General features: G+C 68.0%; 17 protein-coding genes. 11 read left to right on the top strand and 6 right to left on the bottom strand.

The annotated features are described in order from the left end of the window. Positions 1 to 900: 900 nt before the first annotated feature. Entirely contained in the window at positions 901 to 2280 is a 1380-nt protein-coding gene (locus ACNSN7_RS01775; RefSeq protein ID WP_418280582.1) for a serpin family protein, read from the bottom strand. A gap of 232 nt (positions 2281 to 2512) precedes the next feature. On the opposite strand from ACNSN7_RS01775, the gene ACNSN7_RS01780 reads away from it, so the two are divergent. Together ACNSN7_RS01780 and ACNSN7_RS01785 are read left to right on the top strand one after the other, a co-directional pair. Then, positions 2513 to 3697: a cystathionine gamma-synthase gene (locus tag ACNSN7_RS01780; RefSeq protein ID WP_418280230.1), complete on the top strand. Its 1185-nt coding sequence runs from the start codon at positions 2513 to 2515 to the stop codon at positions 3695 to 3697. A gap of 66 nt (positions 3698 to 3763) precedes the next feature. Next, the gene (locus ACNSN7_RS01785) at positions 3764 to 4234 is read left to right on the top strand and encodes a nucleoside deaminase (protein WP_418280231.1); all 471 of its coding nucleotides are present in this window, start codon (positions 3764 to 3766) and stop codon (positions 4232 to 4234) included. 43 nt (positions 4235 to 4277) lie between these two features. Here ACNSN7_RS01785 and ACNSN7_RS01790 read toward each other — a convergent pair whose 3' ends face one another. Next, positions 4278 to 5036, bottom strand: coding sequence for a hypothetical protein (locus ACNSN7_RS01790; protein WP_418280232.1), 759 nt, complete (start codon positions 5034 to 5036; stop codon positions 4278 to 4280). Positions 5037 to 5119: 83 nt separating this feature from the next. On the opposite strand from ACNSN7_RS01790, the gene ACNSN7_RS01795 reads away from it, so the two are divergent. The 5 genes from ACNSN7_RS01795 to ACNSN7_RS01815 all read left to right on the top strand — a co-directional run bounded on the left by ACNSN7_RS01795 (position 5120) and on the right by ACNSN7_RS01815 (position 8972). Further along, complete coding sequence (locus tag ACNSN7_RS01795) at positions 5120 to 6061, top strand: alpha/beta fold hydrolase (protein WP_418280233.1); 942 nt, start codon at positions 5120 to 5122, stop codon at positions 6059 to 6061. Between the two features lie 90 nt (positions 6062 to 6151). Next, a complete protein-coding gene (locus ACNSN7_RS01800; RefSeq protein ID WP_418280234.1) occupies positions 6152 to 6373 on the top strand; it encodes a DUF2249 domain-containing protein in 222 nt (73 codons plus the stop codon). A gap of 106 nt (positions 6374 to 6479) precedes the next feature. Beyond that, positions 6480 to 6938, top strand: a complete 459-nt coding sequence (locus ACNSN7_RS01805; protein ID WP_418280235.1) for a halocyanin domain-containing protein — start codon at positions 6480 to 6482, stop codon at positions 6936 to 6938. Between the two features lie 82 nt (positions 6939 to 7020). After that, complete coding sequence (locus ACNSN7_RS01810; protein ID WP_418280236.1) at positions 7021 to 7689, top strand: helix-turn-helix domain-containing protein; 669 nt, start codon at positions 7021 to 7023, stop codon at positions 7687 to 7689. A gap of 23 nt (positions 7690 to 7712) precedes the next feature. Next, complete coding sequence (locus ACNSN7_RS01815; RefSeq protein WP_418280237.1) at positions 7713 to 8972, top strand: hypothetical protein; 1260 nt, start codon at positions 7713 to 7715, stop codon at positions 8970 to 8972. A gap of 47 nt (positions 8973 to 9019) precedes the next feature. Here ACNSN7_RS01815 and ACNSN7_RS01820 read toward each other — a convergent pair whose 3' ends face one another. Next, positions 9020 to 10543, bottom strand: coding sequence for a replication factor C large subunit (locus ACNSN7_RS01820; RefSeq protein WP_418280239.1), 1524 nt, complete (start codon positions 10541 to 10543; stop codon positions 9020 to 9022). 211 nt (positions 10544 to 10754) lie between these two features. Between ACNSN7_RS01820 and ACNSN7_RS01825 the strand changes: the two genes are divergently transcribed. Next, a complete protein-coding gene (locus tag ACNSN7_RS01825; RefSeq protein WP_418280241.1) occupies positions 10755 to 11123 on the top strand; it encodes a hypothetical protein in 369 nt (122 codons plus the stop codon). Between the two features lie 16 nt (positions 11124 to 11139). Here the strand turns inward: ACNSN7_RS01825 and ACNSN7_RS01830 are convergent, their stop codons facing one another. Then, entirely contained in the window at positions 11140 to 11583 is a 444-nt protein-coding gene (locus tag ACNSN7_RS01830; protein WP_418280242.1) for a pyridoxamine 5'-phosphate oxidase family protein, read from the bottom strand. 223 nt (positions 11584 to 11806) lie between these two features. Between ACNSN7_RS01830 and ACNSN7_RS01835 the strand changes: the two genes are divergently transcribed. Continuing rightward, positions 11807 to 12166 carry a hypothetical protein gene (locus tag ACNSN7_RS01835; RefSeq protein WP_418280243.1) on the top strand — a complete coding sequence of 120 codons (360 nt, stop codon included), beginning with the start codon at positions 11807 to 11809 and terminating at the stop codon, positions 12164 to 12166. Between the two features lie 41 nt (positions 12167 to 12207). After that, the gene (locus ACNSN7_RS01840) at positions 12208 to 12759 is read left to right on the top strand and encodes a hypothetical protein (RefSeq protein WP_418280244.1); all 552 of its coding nucleotides are present in this window, start codon (positions 12208 to 12210) and stop codon (positions 12757 to 12759) included. Between the two features lie 319 nt (positions 12760 to 13078). Here the strand turns inward: ACNSN7_RS01840 and ACNSN7_RS01845 are convergent, their stop codons facing one another. Continuing rightward, complete coding sequence (locus ACNSN7_RS01845; RefSeq protein WP_418280245.1) at positions 13079 to 13600, bottom strand: DUF7998 family protein; 522 nt, start codon at positions 13598 to 13600, stop codon at positions 13079 to 13081. Further along, entirely contained in the window at positions 13597 to 13869 is a 273-nt protein-coding gene (locus ACNSN7_RS01850) for a DUF2249 domain-containing protein (RefSeq protein WP_418280246.1), read from the bottom strand. Before ACNSN7_RS01850 ends, ACNSN7_RS01845 begins: the two co-directional genes overlap by 4 nt. Before the next feature lie 88 nt (positions 13870 to 13957). On the opposite strand from ACNSN7_RS01850, the gene ACNSN7_RS01855 reads away from it, so the two are divergent. After that, complete coding sequence (locus ACNSN7_RS01855; RefSeq protein ID WP_418280247.1) at positions 13958 to 15286, top strand: hypothetical protein; 1329 nt, start codon at positions 13958 to 13960, stop codon at positions 15284 to 15286. The last annotated feature ends 26 nt before the right edge of the window (positions 15287 to 15312 follow it).

Here is a 15312-nt window from a genome sequence, read left to right on the forward strand (position 1 = left end):
ACGGGGTCCGTGTTCATTCAGCTTGTGATTGTGAACACACCGAATATTCCCTTCGAAAGATTCAGATCCGAAGCACAGTTGCTCCCGGACTTAGCTATCTAAATCGGCACGGTTCGGTGATCGACGCGAGCGTGTCCGGAACGGGACGGAACAGGACGGCTCCGTTAAATATTCAATTTCTAATGTATGCGGATCCGATCGCGGCCAGTATCGGGAATACGTGAATCAGATCGATGGCGCGGGTGTTTATACGTGAAGCTGGGGTGTTGCTGGCGGGTGTTTATAGGTGATCGACGACTCTGCGATGACCGCCTGCAAAGCCCCAGCCGCGACGGCTCGCGCGCCTTGCTGCGCGCCTCGCTCAGTCGCTGCCGCTCCCTCGCTGCGGTGTCGCCGGCGGCTCTGCCGCCGGCTGCCCGTGGCGCGTCGCGCCACGCTGCTTACTGCGGCGGGCTTCGCCCCACCGGGGGACTCCGTCTCCCGAGCCCCCGCTCACTCCGTTCGCGGGGATCACGGCTGCCCCGTTGAGTCCCACCCCGCACGGCACCGCAGCCGCACAGCACCCGCACCTCACGCCTCCCCAGCCACGTCAGGGGCGGTCGCCGGAACCGCTCGGTGACCGCCCCTGACTCCCTCGCACGCGCTCCTCGCGCCCGTCGGGCGCTCGGAGGCGCGCAGGGCGAGAGCGAGGCTCTCGCGTGCAGCCGGCGCGTCGTGCCGGCGACGCCACCGCGTCGTTCGTTTATAAGCGTCCGTCGCCGCTACTCACGGTCGTTTAACTACTATATCGCGACCGACGACCTCCAACACCCACTCCCGTCATCGATCAAGGAGCACTCCCCAACAACCGACCGTTTCATGTTGCATCGTGTCTGAAGGGTGGGATCTCGACGGAGCCGTTCACTCCTGTGCCGCGCCCGCGTCGGTCACGCGTCCGAAGAAGAGCACGGCGTCGGTCGGTCGGTCACGGATACAGAAGAGGAACGGCCGATCGAGCGTCAGATCGAACGACTCGGCGGGCGCGCTCTCGATCATGTCGACGGCGGTCGCGGCCGCGGCCTCCGTGCCCTCCTCGTCGACGCTCACGAACGCCTCGTGGAACACGTCGTCGATGCCGGGACCACCGCCGCTCTCGACCATGTTCGAGAAGTCGGCTCCGGGGCCGAACGCCGCCGCCATCCCCAGGTCCTCGAGCGCCTCGCTCAGCTCGGCGTCGAACTCGTACTCGAACCGAGGCATTCGGAGGTCGCCGCTGGCGTCGCCGAGCGCCTCGAAGACTCCGAACAGCGTCGGCCCCGATAGCTGCGCCTCTATCGCCTCGAACTCTCCGGCGTCGGGGACGACGAGGACCATCGACACCTCGCCGCCCACGTACGGGAGTTCGATCGCCTGCGCACCGGGGAGATCCGCGTAGTCCGTCCGGAGGTTCTGTGCCATCATGGGGACGGTCGACTCCGTCCCGTCGAGCGCGGTGAACGTCGCGTCCGCCGTGTCGTCCGGGTCGAACTCCCGTTCCCAGCCGGCCATGAAGTAGATCGCGTTCGTCAACACGAGCACCGTCGACGACGACAGTCCGTTCTCCGGAATCAGCTCCTCGATCCGCTGTTCCGTCGCGTCGGCGACCCACTCGTTGATCCGCTCACGTTCCGCCTCGTGGTCGTTCGCGAAGTCGGCCTCGTTGAATCCGCCGCCGTAGTGCTCGTCGACGAGATCGAGGTAGTCGGCGGCGAAGGGATAGCCGGCGTCGCCCCACAGCGCGTTCGCGACGTCGAGCCGGAACGCGTCGACCTCGTCGTCCTCGTCGTCGCCGGACCCGCCGCCGGGTCCCGCGTCGGTCGTCGCACGGTCGTCGAGTTCCCCCTGTAGCTCGGCGAACGCCGGGTGCGTCTCCTCGCCGAGCGAGAACCCGAGGGTCTCGCGCATCGCTGCCTCGGCGGAGCCGGCCGCGCCGGCATACGTCATCGCGAGCGCCATCGAGACGCTGTACGGGGAGACGAACACGTTGTCCGCGTCCTCGTCTGCGACGAGTCGGTCGTGCAGATCGAGCGCGAACCCCGCGTTCCCCGCGACGAGTTGGCGCAGCCGATCCGTCGGCGACGAGGGCGACCCCTCCGGGAGCGATCCGTTCGGCTCCGGCGGCGGCGTCTCCGTCGGCTCGTCGGTGGGGGTGTCGGTCGGCTCCGCCGTGCCGTCCCCGTCATTCGGTGCGTCGTCGCTGCATCCGGCGAGCGCGGCGGCCGCGGCCATCCCCGTCGCGGCGAGAAGAGCGCGACGGTTCATCGGTCGCCGGTCGCGAGCGGAGGGTCGCGGGTTGTCCGTGATGGATCGGTCGTTCATACTCGACGGGACGTCAAGCGCGTATAAGTGTCTTGTAGAGGCACAAACGGCTCTTTGTGGTATCTCGGCGCGACGTCGTCGATGTCGGGCGACGGGGTGGACGCCGAGCGTCACGGTCGGCGGCGCGACCGACCGGAAGGGCAAGAGTCAGGCCGTCGGGCGACGACGTTCGACCATGAGCGACGACACACCGGACGCGCCGGACGACTATCGGATCGAGACGCGGGCGATCCACGCCGGACAGGAGCCGGACCCGGAGACCGGCGCGCTGATGACGCCGATCCACGCCAACTCAACGTACGAGCAGGACGCGCCCGGCGAGCATCGCGGGTACGAGTACTCCCGGACGGGGAACCCGACCCGGTCGGACCTCGAAGCGAACCTCGCCGCCCTCGAGTCCGGGAGCCACGCCCGGTGTTTCTCCTCGGGGATGGGCGCGATAAACACCGTCCTCAACCTGCTCGATGCGGGCGACCACGTCGTCGCCGGCGACGACGTGTACGGCGGCACGCACCGGATCTTAACGCAGGTGTACGAGCAGTACGACCTGGAGACGTCGTTCGTCGACACGACCGACCTCGACGCGGTCCGCGAGGCGATGCGCGAGGAGACGGAGCTCCTGTGGGTGGAGACCCCGACGAACCCCTTGCTGAACGTCAACGACATCGGTGCGCTCGCCGACGTCGCCCACGAGCACGACGCGCTGTGCGCCGTCGACAACACGTTCGCGACGCCGTACCTCCAGCGACCGCTCGAGCACGGTGCCGATATCGTCACCCAATCGCTGACGAAGTACCTCGGCGGGCACTCGGATACGATCGGTGGCGCGCTGATCGTCGATGACGCGGCGCTCGACGAGCGGATCGGCTTCTACCAGAACGCCGTCGGCGCGACGCCCGGCCCGTTCGACTGCTTCCTCGTGCTCCGGGGAACGAAGACGCTCCCCGTGCGGATGGACCGACACTGCGAGAACGCCGCCGAACTGGCCGCGTGGCTCGACGACCACGCGGACGTCGAACGCGTCTACTATCCCGGACTGACGTCGCATCCGCAACACGAACTGGCGGCCGAACAGATGGACGATTTCGGCGGAATGTTGTCGTTCGAGTTCGACGGCAGCCTCGAGGAGGCGTCGACGGTCGTCTCCGAGACGGACGTGTTCACGCTCGCGGAGTCGCTCGGCGGAGTCGAGAGCCTCATCGAGCAGCCGGCGGCGATGACCCACGCCGCCATTCCGCGCGAGGAACGGCTCGCGGCCGGCCTGACCGACGGGCTGATACGCGTCTCCGTCGGCGTCGAGCACGTCGACGACCTGAAAGCGGACCTGCAAGCGGCGTTCGAGACGGCCCGGAACGACTGATTGCCCAGTTGTGACGGCGAGTCGGCAGCCGGAAACGGTTACCTTCCGTCGCCCGAACGACGAGGTATGACCGAGAGCCCGGCGGTCGAGGACGCGACACACGTCGACCGTGCGATCGAACTCGCCCGCGAGGCCGTCGACGACGGTAACACTCCGTTCGGCTCGCTGCTCGTCGTCGACGGCGACGTCGTCAGGGAGTCGCGGAACACCACGCGGAGCGACGACGACATCACCGCCCACCCGGAACTGAAGCTGGCTCGGTGGGCGGCACGCGAACTCGACGCGGACGAACGGGAGAACTGCACGATGTACACGAGTACGGAGCCGTGCTCGATGTGTGCGAGCGCGATCGTCTACGCGGGGCTCGATCGGGTGGTGTTCTCCGTCCGAGGCCGCTCGCTCGCGACGCTCTCCGACGGCGTGATCGATATCCCGTGTGAGGAGGTGGTCCGGCGAGGGGACGGCGATACGACGGTTGACGGGCCGGTGAACGAGGCGGCGGGCCTCCGGGTCCACGAGACGTTTTTCGGGGACTGAGTCACTATTTCCGGGGACTGGGCCACTATTTCAGGGGACTGAGTCACGACGGAGCCGGCGGGAACCGCGGGTAGCTTCCGGCACCCTCGGTGTGCCAGCCGCGGAGCGTGACCCACTCGCCGGCGGGGTCGACCGGGGCCTGGTTCCCCGCGACCGACGTCTCGTAGGTGTTCCAGTTCCAGCCGAACGTCCACCACTCGTTTATGCCCTCATAGCGGACGATGAACCCGAAATCGACGTCGTCGTCACCGCCGTGTTCGACGTACGCCGCACTCGTGGCGTCGAAGTTCCGTCGATCCGGCCGCCGGTCGGCTCCCGACTCGTCTTCGGGGTCGGGTTCGGAGAGCTCGAGCGGCGAGAGCACCGGCTCGGTCCCGCGCGGCGTCCTCGTTTCGACGGTTCGGTCCGATTCGATCCGTGCGTCGATCCAGAGGTCGTCGCTGCCCGCCCGTATCTCGTCGACCTCGACCCGCACCATCGGTCCGCGTTCCGTCTCCACGACCTCGTGTGTCACGCCGTGGAACCGGTCGCTGTCCGCGACGTACACGTCCTCGAGAACGGCTCGGTCGTCGTGGACGCCCACCGGGAGCAGGAACACGGCGTCCTCCGTCTCGCCGTCGACGTCGATGCTCACGTCGTAGTGGTACGACGAGGCGTACGAGTCGTAGAACAACACCGTTCCCAGCGCGTACACGCCGCCGAGAACGATCAGCCCGACGACGAGCAGTGCGATGACGACGATCGCAAGCGTGACCACGAGACGCCGGCGCGTGAGCGAGGTGCGTCCGTTTTCGGCGACCATGCTCCGTATTCGTCCATCACGCTGATAAAACCGACCCGCTCCCCGCAGCGGTTTATATGTCGGTCGAGGATCTACGGGACGGTATGACCGAGGTTCCAGTCGACGTCACGCCGAGCGTGACGATCCCGCGCGACGAGATCCCCGATGAGGTCCCGGGCGAGTCGCGTATCATCGAGACGAACGGGGTGCGCCTCCACGTCGTCGAGGCGGGCCCGGAGGACGGGAAGCTGCTCGTCCTGCTTCACGGTTTTCCCGAGTTCTGGTACGGCTGGCACGAGACGATCGCTCCCCTGGCGAACGCGGGCTACCGCGTCGTCGTCCCGGACCAGCGCGGCTACAACCTCTCGGAGAAACCCCCGCGCGTGAGCGACTATCGAATCGACGAACTCGTCCGCGACGTCCTCGGACTGATCGACGCGTACGACCGGGAGACGGCGGCGGTCGCCGGTCACGACTGGGGCGCGGCGGTCGGCTGGTGGCTCGCGATCCACCACGCCGATCGGCTCTCGGAGCTCGTCGCCGTCAACGTCCCTCATCCGACCGTCTTCGAGCGCACGCTCCGAACCTCGTGGGACCAGCGGCTGAAGAGCTGGTACGTGCTGGCGTTCCAGCTTCCGCTGCTCCCGGAGGCGGTCGCTCGCGCCGGCAACTGGCGGCTCGCGGTTCGCGGGCTCCGGGACACCAGCCGCCCCGGAACCTTCGACGAGGAGGACGTTCGACGGTACCGTCGGGCGTGGGATCGAGACCAGGCGTTCGAGTCGATGGTGAACTGGTACCGTTCGATCGTTCGCGACCGGCCGACCCCCGAGACGCCCCGCGTCGAGGTGCCGACGCTCGTGATCTGGGGCGCGAACGACCGGTTCCTCCGGAAACCGATGGCGAGCGAGAGCGTCGCCCACTGCGTCGACGGACGCCTCCACACTGTCGAGGACGCGACTCATTGGGTGATCCACGAGGAGCCGCACCGCGTCGCCGACGCGATCGACGACCACGTCGACCCGCTCCCGCCGGGCGCACGAGAATGAGACAGGATGGGTCCCACCGGTCCGTGGATCGCTCCAGGGGAACATGTTCCCGGAAACGCTCACCCTCGTCCACGCCGTCGCTCCGGTCGCATGAGCACCTCTGAATCCGTCCTCGACGCCCGTGACCTCGACGAACCGCCGTTCGCGGCCATCAGCGATGCACTCGGGGATCTCGACGACGGTTCGACGCTCACCCTGATAAACGCCTTCGAGCCGCGGCCGCTGTACGACGTGTTGGAGGACCGTGGGTTCACCTACGAAACGGAGCGGGTCGCGGACGACGAGTGGCGCGTCGAGATAGCACACGCCTGATCCGACGCTCGGTTTATATACTCCGCCCGAACCGGTTCGGTGTTCCGCCCGAGTTGACGGGAATCGTCGGAGGGGGTATCTCTCCGTGTCGCCTACCGACGTCCGTATGACCCGATACACCCTCGACCGACGAACGTTCATCGAAACCACCGCCGCACTCGGGACGACGGTGCTGCTCGCCGGCTGTGCGGGTGGCGGGGACGGCGGCGACGAGTTCCTCGCGGACGAGCCGAACTACGACGGCTGGCTCGACGACGTGGAGAACTACGAGGGAACCGTCGACCGGACCGACGCCGACGAGGCTCGCGTCGACGTCGGCTCCGAGGGCGGGCTGGCGTTCACCCCGCCCGCGGTGGCCGTCTCGCCGGGAACGACCGTCGTGTGGGAGTGGACCGGCGAGGGTGGCGACCACGACGTCACCGCGGAGGACGGGCCGTTCCAGTCCGACCAGTCCGCCGACGAGGGCCACACGTTCGAACACACGTTCGAGGAATCGGGCACCTTCAGGTACGTCTGTACGCCCCACGAGGCGGTCGGAATGAAAGGTGTTGTGTACGTGGAGTGAGACGCGTTCAATGATGCCGATACGCATCGTTCAGCCGTCGACTACTGCGCACGACCGATCGCCCGTCGCGGGTGCCTGAGCCATGGCACAGGCACGCCTTCTCGTCGATCTCCCGGACGGACCGTGGGTCGCGGACGTCTCGCGGGCGTTCCCGGACACGAGGTTTCAGGTTCTCACGGCGACGCCCGGGGACGATGCGGGGTTCGCGCTCGTCAGGATCACGTCGTCCGACCTCGATGCCGTTCTGACGGCGATGCGAGCCCACGAGACGCTCGCCGAGGTGTCGGTGATGGCGAACGACGGCGACGTGGCGACCGTCCAGATCGAGGCGGGTACGCCGCTGCTGCTGGTCGCCGCCCAGCGCTCGGGCGTCCCGATCGAGATGCCCGTCGCGATCGAACGCGGCGTGGCACGGATCGACATCACCGGCGACCACGAGCGCGTCGCCGAGTTCGGCCGCCAGCTCCGAGCGATCGGGCTGGAGTTCGACGTGGAGTACGTCCAACAGCGCATCAATCCCGGCGGGTCGCTCACGGAGCGCCAGCGCGAACTCCTCTTTGCGGCCGTCGATCGGGGGTACTACGACGTCCCGCGCCGAACCACCCTGACGGAGCTCGCCGACCACGTCGGGATCGCGAAATCGACGTGTAGCGAGACGCTCCAGCGCGTGGAGCGAACCATCGTTCGCGAGTTCGTCTCGGATCTCCCCCGCCAGCCCCTCGAGACGGACGCCGACGCGACGGACTCATAGTCGCCACGTACGTTCTTGTCGCTATGTCGACCGCATCGTCCCGCTGGTCGCGCCGGTTCGTTCTCGTCGGCGTGGCGTCGCTGTGCCTCTGGCAGGTAGCCACGCTCGCGGGCGCTCCCCGACGAACGGTCGTGACGCTGGGACTGTTCGGCTTCGCGTTCCACGTCGTGTTCGGGAAGGCGTACACGCTCCTTCCGGCGTATTTCGGCACCGATCTCGCGTTCGATCGAGCACCGGCCGTCCAGTTCCCCCTCGTCGTCGTCGGGACCGCGTGTCTCGCGGTCGATCCCCTGCTGCCGGGTTCCGTCCTCAGTGGCCGTTCGGCTGCTGTCGGGGGACCGCTCCACGGAACCATCGACCTCGCCGCCGTCGGGAGCGTCCTCTGGCTGTTCGGGGTCGTCGTGTTCGTCGGCACGCTCGTCGCGACGGTCGCCGGACCGCTCCGACGCGGGGAGACGGGAACGGGAGACCACAACGCCGATCGCCGACCCCTCGATCGCTTCGCGAACGCGTTCGTCCCCGTCGTACTCGGGTACCTGCTCGTCGGTTCCGCCGAAACCGCTGCGATCCGGATCGACGCGGTTCCAGCCCTGATCGGTGTTCCGGCCGCCGCGACGCATCTCCTCGCGGTCGGCGCGGCGGCGCTGCTCGTGTTCGTGCTCGGCTTCCGGTTGCTCCCACGGTTCTTCGGTGCGCACCCGACTCGCCGGTCGGCCGTGGTCGTCCTCCCGGCGGGTGCCGTCGCACCGCTCCTCCTCGCCGTCGGGTTTCTGGACGGCCGGCTCCTCGCCGCGGGAGCGGCCCTGCTGTCGCTCGCCGTCGTCGCGTTCGCCGTCGTCGTCGTTCGGATCGGAGTCGCGGCGAAACGACGCCGTGTCGGCGTGATCGCCGTGATCGCCGGTGTGGCGTTCGGGATCGTCGGCGTCGCGCTCGGCGTCTTCTTCGCGTTCGCGGGCGGCTCCCTCTCGCTGGTCGAAACACACCTGCGAGTCAACCTCCTCGGGTTCCTCGGGCTACTGATCGTCGGCGTCTCCTTCCAGTTCAACCCGCCGTCGGTCGGTGTGTTCCCCGGATCGTCCGATCGCCTCGCGACGCTCGTCGTCCTCGCGATCGTAGCGGGGCTCGCGATCGAGACGCTCGCGTCCCTCGCGATCGCGAGCCCGTCATCGACGGTGACGGGCTCCGCCGCGAGCGTGCGGACCGTCGGCCACTGGCTCGCCCTCGTCGGCGCGGTCGGTTACGGCTATCTCGTCGCGAGCACGTTCGCGGCGCGATCGTATTGAACTCGGTCGAGAGCGGTCGCGATGCGGTGCTCGAAGGGGCCGACGCGTCACATGAAGTCGGTGAGTCCCGACTGGCCGTCGTCCTCGTCGTCGGCCGAAGTGCTCTCCGACCCGCCGCCTCCGTCCGGGGCTGACCCCTCCGAGGCCGCCGTCGAGCCGTCTCCCGCTGCCGAACCGCCTCCCGCCGACGAGGACGTTCCGCCGACGGATGCGTCTCCGTCATCCCCGGAGACAGCGGCATCGCGAACGCCGCCCGCGAACGCTCCGTCCGCGTTGTCCTCGACGAGCTGTTCGCGGCGTTCGCGTGCGTCCTCGACTATCGACTCGACCTTGTTGGTCGACTCGCCGGATCCGGTAACGAAGGCGACGCCGGCCGCGTCGAGGTCGTACGCCGCCGCCATCGAGACGGTCAGTTCGCGCGGCTTGCAGTGATGGGTGACGGCCGAGAGGAACGGCAACACCTCGCGGCGGGCCGTCTTCATGCTGCAGCCGCTCGCGTCCGCGATCCGGCGAACGACCTCGTCGGCGGTGGCGTCCGACGACGGCCAGAACTGCGGTCGCCCGTACCGTGTCCATCCACCCTTCGTCCCGTCGCGGGCGGCGGCGACGCCGGCCGCGGCGTTGTCGGTCGCGTACCGCCAGTACGAGTAGTTCTGCGTGGCGCGTACTCGGCCGAGCCACCGGTCGGCGTTCGCGAGGAAGTCGTACGCCCGGGTCGCCTCCATCGGGTCGTACACGTCGAGCATGTTGTCCTCTATCCATTTCGTCAGGTCGTCCGGCGTCTCGTCGACGGCGTACGCCGACCGAAGCGCCTCCTCCGCCGACTCCTCTTTGAGGACCGCATCGAGGAACGGGAAGATCCCCATCGCCTTGTCGCGGTCCGCGGTGACCACGTCCTCGACGGCGATCGAGTCTCGTCCCTCCGTGGCCGCCTGCAGGTCGTTGATCGCTCCCCTGAGATCGCCGCGGTTGCGCTCGGCGATCCGATCGAGCGCGTCCGACTCGAACTCGATCCCCTCCTTCCGACAGATGTCCCGGAGGACGGGAACGATCGATCGCGCGGAGACGTCCCGGAACTCGATGTCCTGACAGGCGCTCCGGAGCCCTCGCGAGATGTCGTAGAACTCGTTGGCGATCAACACGATCGGCTGACCGGACTCCGCGACGAGCGTCGTGATCGCCGACGCGCCGCCGCGGTCGTAGTTGCCGTGGATGTTGTCCGCCTCGTCCAGGATCACGAGCTGGCGGGACGCCGTGTCCCCGCCGGTCGCACCGCCGCCGGCCGCGCTGCCGCCGAGCGTCGCGTTGCGTGCCGCGCGTCCGGCGAACCGCTCGATGACGTCGGCGGTCCGCTGGTCGGAGGCGTTCAGCTCGACGGTTTCCCAGTCCATGTCGTTCGCGAGCGCGTGGGCCGCGCTCGTCTTCCCGACGCCCGGGCTGCCGTGGAGGATGACGGCCTCGTGATGCTCGTCCCACGAGCGAGCCCACTCCGCGAACGCGTCGCGGGCCTTGTCGTTGCCGCGGACCTCCGAGAGCGTGCTCGGGCGGTATCGCTCCGTCCAATCGGCCATTACCCGCGATTGGCGCGTCCGGCGTTTAGTGGTTCCGGAGCGTTACGCCTCGACGCGCTCGGCGGGGGCGAACAAGGACTCGGCGAGGTCGAGTAAGGGCTCGGCGGGATCGGTCAAGGACTCTCGGACCGGCGATGTCGTCCGAACGACCGGATTCCGTCGGCGTCCCGAAGCCGTAGCTCCCTTATATACCGCCGTCCCAGTGGCGCGTATGAGCGACTCGTGGTACGACCGGTACGGGCGGCACGTGATCGGCGGACTGATCCTCGCGTTGGCGCTGCTGTCGGTCGTCGGTGGCTACATCCAGATCGACCGGTACGGCCGCACGGCGCTCGGTGACGTCGGCGTGAGCGTGTACATCGCGGGGCTCGTGCTCTGGGGCTTTTTCCGTGAGGGGTTCGACACCATCCGATTCCGGATCCTGTTGTACCTCGGGCTCGTGCTGTGGGGAACCGTCGATTACCTCTCCGGCTCCGACTCGCCGTTCACGTTCGTGCTGCTGATCGGTGGGTCACTGCTGCTGGCACGGGCCGCGTACAACTACTCCGAAACGCAGCGAAAGCCGGTGTACGACCGCTGAGTCACCCGCACACGGCTCACAGCTCCGTCCGTCGACCGACGATCGTATCGACGTCGAGTTCGAACAGAACGAGTTCGATCTCCTCGATCGGCTCGTCGAACACGCGGAGCGGACCGAACCGCTCGGCGATGGCCGCGTCGTCGAATCCCCGCGCGTGCGGGTCCGACACCGCTCGCAGCGTCCCTCTCACGAGGACGCTCCACGACTCCTCGTCCTCGACGTCGAAGACCACGAAACAGGCCTCGTCGGTCGACTCGACGAACGCCATCTTCCGGCTCTCGTCGCCGCCCTCGCCGAGCCGGACGAAGACGGACGTCCCGTCGTAGAAATACGAGACCGGGACCGCGTACGCGTCGTCGTCGGACGCGAGCGACAGCACGCCCGCCTGCCGACCGCGCAGATAGCTCTCGACCTCCGCTGCGGTCATCCCGACGGTGTACACGTGATCGGTTGCGTCCACGGCCGATCGTTCGGCCTCATCCGTGGTAACTGTTCGCTCAGTCTCGTTGGCTCGGCCCGGGTATCACGACGCCGTTCGGCGGACTCCGTTCGGCCGTTCATCCGGGCCCGGTTCGGCCGCTCACCCGGGCCCGGTTCGGCCGTTCATCCGGGCGGATCGCTCGGGCCCGCTCGGATCGCCAGAACACCTTTTATCTCACACGCGGTCGGTAGTCGTACGCGTCATGTCATCGATCGTACGGACCGACGATATTCCGACCTGGGGATGGCGGTATCGGATAGGGGTCCTGCTGTCCGTCGGGATCGCGGCGATCAACCTGTACGTCGGGTACGTCGCGGCCGGGCCACCGATGTTCGCGGTCGGCTGTAGCTTCCTCGTCGGGGTCGGACTGTTCTTCACGCGATTCTGGAACCCGGTGTTGTACCTCCTCGGTGTGCTTCACATCGGGGTCCTCGGCGTGATCTGGATCCTCTCCGGACTGCAGTTTCTCGCGATCGGACTCGTCAACGGTGTGCTCAGTCTCGGACTCGCTGCGATCGCGCTGTCGCTGTTCTTCGAGGAGGAGCGATCGATCCAGCGGTGACCGATACGCTCATGGGTGTGGGTTTATAAGTAACGACCGTCATGCGCGTTCGAGACTGGCAGGATATCCTCGCGGACGTCGCGAGCGACTCGACCGATCCCGACGGCTGGCGTGCCGTCGCCGGCTCCCGTCGCGAGGGACTCGGAGAGGACCTGTACTTCGGGCACCCGAACGTCGGCGTGTACCACTTGAAAACGTACGCGAAGAACCCTCGGGAGCTCCGCGGCGTCGGTGCACGCGTCGCGCGCACGGTCGACGACGGACTCGATCCGCTCCTCCCGGACACCGAGTCGTCCGGACGGTTCGCGGTTCGAACGCCGCCCGAGAGCGAGGACGCCGCCGAGGAGATGGCGACCCGGCTGGCGGAGACGCTGAAAGTACACGCGGATGCTCCAACGGAGCCCGACCACCTCTTCGAGGACGTGATGGACGCGCTCGACTCGCCTGCGTTCGGACCGATGTCCTACGAGTTCGACGGTCGCCCCGACGAGCTCGACGAGCTGACGGACACCTTCGAGGAGGCCGAGGAACTGCTCTCAACGGAGCTCGACGAACTGATCGAGGCCGACGACGTCGACCGTGGCTTCCACTGAGCGGCTCTGTTGACGTCCTCAATGAGGCCCGTATCAGCCGTTAGAATGTGTCTGCTTCTTGATCGATGACTCTGCGATGAACACCTGCAACGCCTCGTCGCTCACTCCGTTCGCGACTCCCTCGCACGCGCTCCTCGCGCCCGGTGGGCGCTCGGTGGCGCGCACGGCGAGAGCGAGGCTCTCGATTGCATCCGGCGCATCGCGCCGGCGACGCCACCGCACCGTTCTTTATAAGCGACTGTCGCCGCCGTTCACGGCCATTTAAACACCCTGATACACACGACGTACCGCACCGTCGTCACGTCCACTCGAAGCGGGCTCAAAAGGGGTTCGTCGGGTCCGTCAGCTCCGTCCCAGTCGGACTGAGCCCCTCGTCGATATCGACGTCGTCCGATTCGAGCCGTGCGAGGCGATCGTTGACCGCCGCGCTCCCGTTGAGCGTCGGATCGACTCGGACGCGGACCAGCTCGTACCCGTGTGCGTCGACCGCGTTGAGCGCGCGGAAGGCACCGACGGCGAGCGGCTCCGCTTGGGGACAGAAGGCGGTCGTCGGCGTGAACGCCGCGCGCAGCGTCGTCGGGTCGCCCGCCTCCTCGGCGTAGCGGAACCCGGCATCGGGGTGTCTCGGATCGCGGTTGAGCCGGGCGAGGTTGTACCCGAAGGTGGCGTCGTACACGCCGTGCTCCTCGAACGCGGTCGCGGCGTGGCGGTGCACGACGAGGTGGTCGTCGCCGACGAGGACGTCGTGGTCCCGGAGGAAGATCCCGGGGCTCGGAACGTGATCCGAGACGAACTCGTCGGCCGGATCGAACTCGGGGGCGCTCCCGCCGAACGGATTCATTCTCTCGCCTCCGTCCAGACGACCGTCCACGTCGCGTCGTCGTCCTCGACGGTCTCATAGGCGTAGCCGCGCTCGTCGAGCTTCGGGTAGAGGAACTGCGGTGCGCGGTCGTTCCGCTGGGCGAGGACGACCTCGTCCGACAGCTCGGCCAGCAGTTCGAGGGTGCGCTGTAACGGCTCCGGCGGCCCGAGTTCGCGGACGTCCAGCGTTTCGACCGGTCGGTCCGCGGGAGCGTCCGTCTCGGCGAGCACCGTCGCGTCGTGGGACATACGAGAGGCTACGGTCCCGATCCCCCCGTGATTTGTTCCGAACGTGTTCGGACACAGCCTCAGGGGCGGGCAGCGACAACGGTGACGCATGCGAAACGTCTCCGACGAACTCACGACTGCGACGCGTCCGCCGACGACGATCCCGCTCCGTCACTTCCTCGTGGCGCTCGCGTTCCTCGTCGGCGGGGTCACCCTCGGCCTCTTACACCTCGCGGGCGGACCGCTCTCGGGATCGGCGCTCGGCGGGATCGCGATCGCACACCTGCTTTTGATCGGGTGGGTGTGTCTCACCGTCCTCGGCGCGATGACGCAGTTCGTCCCCGTCTGGGCCGGCGTCGAACTGCACTCCGAGCGGCTCGCGACCCTGCAACTGCTCCTCGTCTCGGTCGGCCTCGCGGGATTCGCGGGGGCGCTCTGGCTCGGTCGCCCCGTCGCCGGAAGCGGCTTCGCGGCGCTCGTCGTCACGGGCTTTGCCGTCTTCGTCTACACGCTCTCCCGGACCTTGCACCGAGCGCGTCCCTTCGACGTCACCGAGCGGCACTTCGCGCTCGCGCTGGCGTTCTTCGCGCTCGCAGTCGTCCTCGGCGGAACCCTCGCCGCGGACTACCGATGGAACGTGCTCGGGACCGTCGGGATCGCTCGACTCGAGGTCGTGGACGCACACGTCACCCTCGCCGTCCTCGGCGGGGTGTGTACGACCGTCATCGGCGCGCTGTATCAGCTCGGCCCGATGTTCACGCAGAGCGACCCGACCCCCTTCGACGACCGGATCGCGGGGATCGAGACGGTGGCGTACCCCGTCGGAGTGCTGGCGCTGGCCGCGGGACGATTGTTCGGACACGCGCTCCTCGCGTCGGGCGGCGGGGTGCTCGTTGCCGCGGGGATGCTGGCGGCGGGCATCGTCCTCCTGCGACGGCTTCGGGACGCGACCGCGACGGGAACGCCGATGCTCTCGCGGTACGCGGTCGTGGCGGTGGCAGCCGTCGCGTGGAGCCTGACGGCGGGTGCGACGTGGGTCGTTCAACCGCTCGGCACGGCCGTACGGTTCGGCCACCCGATCGTCGGAAGCGTCCTGCTCGGAGCCGTCATCGGTTTCGTCGTGATCGGAACGCTGTACCACGTCGTTCCGTTCGTCGTCTGGCTCGACCGCTACAGCGATCGCGTCGGCCTCGAACGAGTGCCGGCGATCGACGACCTCTACGACGGCCGCGTCGCCGCCGCGGACTTCACCGCGACCGTCGCCGCCGGCGTCCTCGTGCTCGCCGCCGCCGTCGCCCCGCTCGGCGGATACGCCGGCGGCGTACGACTCGCGGGCGGTGGACTGCTTCTCGTCGGCGTCGCGCTGTTCACCGGTAACGTCGTCTCGACGGTCGCTCGTCACGCCGGCTCGTCGATACTCGGTCGGTTGGAGAAGTGACCGGTCGGGGACGCAGTCGGTCGGTG

The sequence above is a fragment of the Halorubrum rarum genome, assembly GCF_048380895.1.
Taxonomy (GTDB): Archaea; Halobacteriota; Halobacteria; order Halobacteriales; family Haloferacaceae; genus Halorubrum.

What these genes read in the sequence shown, in the direction of transcription:
- ACNSN7_RS01775 (WP_418280582.1), bottom strand. Translation starts at nt 2,280, where the DNA reads ATGAACCGTCGCGCTCTTCTCGCCGCGACGGGGATGGCCGCGGCCGCC.
- ACNSN7_RS01780 (WP_418280230.1), top strand. Translation starts at nt 2,513, where the DNA reads ATGAGCGACGACACACCGGACGCGCCGGACGACTATCGGATCGAGACG.
- ACNSN7_RS01785 (WP_418280231.1), top strand. Translation starts at nt 3,764, where the DNA reads ATGACCGAGAGCCCGGCGGTCGAGGACGCGACACACGTCGACCGTGCG.
- ACNSN7_RS01790 (WP_418280232.1), bottom strand. Translation starts at nt 5,036, where the DNA reads ATGGTCGCCGAAAACGGACGCACCTCGCTCACGCGCCGGCGTCTCGTG.
- ACNSN7_RS01795 (WP_418280233.1), top strand. Translation starts at nt 5,120, where the DNA reads ATGACCGAGGTTCCAGTCGACGTCACGCCGAGCGTGACGATCCCGCGC.
- ACNSN7_RS01800 (WP_418280234.1), top strand. Translation starts at nt 6,152, where the DNA reads ATGAGCACCTCTGAATCCGTCCTCGACGCCCGTGACCTCGACGAACCG.
- ACNSN7_RS01805 (WP_418280235.1), top strand. Translation starts at nt 6,480, where the DNA reads ATGACCCGATACACCCTCGACCGACGAACGTTCATCGAAACCACCGCC.
- ACNSN7_RS01810 (WP_418280236.1), top strand. Translation starts at nt 7,021, where the DNA reads ATGGCACAGGCACGCCTTCTCGTCGATCTCCCGGACGGACCGTGGGTC.
- ACNSN7_RS01815 (WP_418280237.1), top strand. Translation starts at nt 7,713, where the DNA reads ATGTCGACCGCATCGTCCCGCTGGTCGCGCCGGTTCGTTCTCGTCGGC.
- ACNSN7_RS01820 (WP_418280239.1), bottom strand. Translation starts at nt 10,543, where the DNA reads ATGGCCGATTGGACGGAGCGATACCGCCCGAGCACGCTCTCGGAGGTC.
- ACNSN7_RS01825 (WP_418280241.1), top strand. Translation starts at nt 10,755, where the DNA reads ATGAGCGACTCGTGGTACGACCGGTACGGGCGGCACGTGATCGGCGGA.
- ACNSN7_RS01835 (WP_418280243.1), top strand. Translation starts at nt 11,807, where the DNA reads ATGTCATCGATCGTACGGACCGACGATATTCCGACCTGGGGATGGCGG.
- ACNSN7_RS01840 (WP_418280244.1), top strand. Translation starts at nt 12,208, where the DNA reads ATGCGCGTTCGAGACTGGCAGGATATCCTCGCGGACGTCGCGAGCGAC.
- ACNSN7_RS01845 (WP_418280245.1), bottom strand. Translation starts at nt 13,600, where the DNA reads ATGAATCCGTTCGGCGGGAGCGCCCCCGAGTTCGATCCGGCCGACGAG.
- ACNSN7_RS01850 (WP_418280246.1), bottom strand. Translation starts at nt 13,869, where the DNA reads ATGTCCCACGACGCGACGGTGCTCGCCGAGACGGACGCTCCCGCGGAC.
- ACNSN7_RS01855 (WP_418280247.1), top strand. Translation starts at nt 13,958, where the DNA reads ATGCGAAACGTCTCCGACGAACTCACGACTGCGACGCGTCCGCCGACG.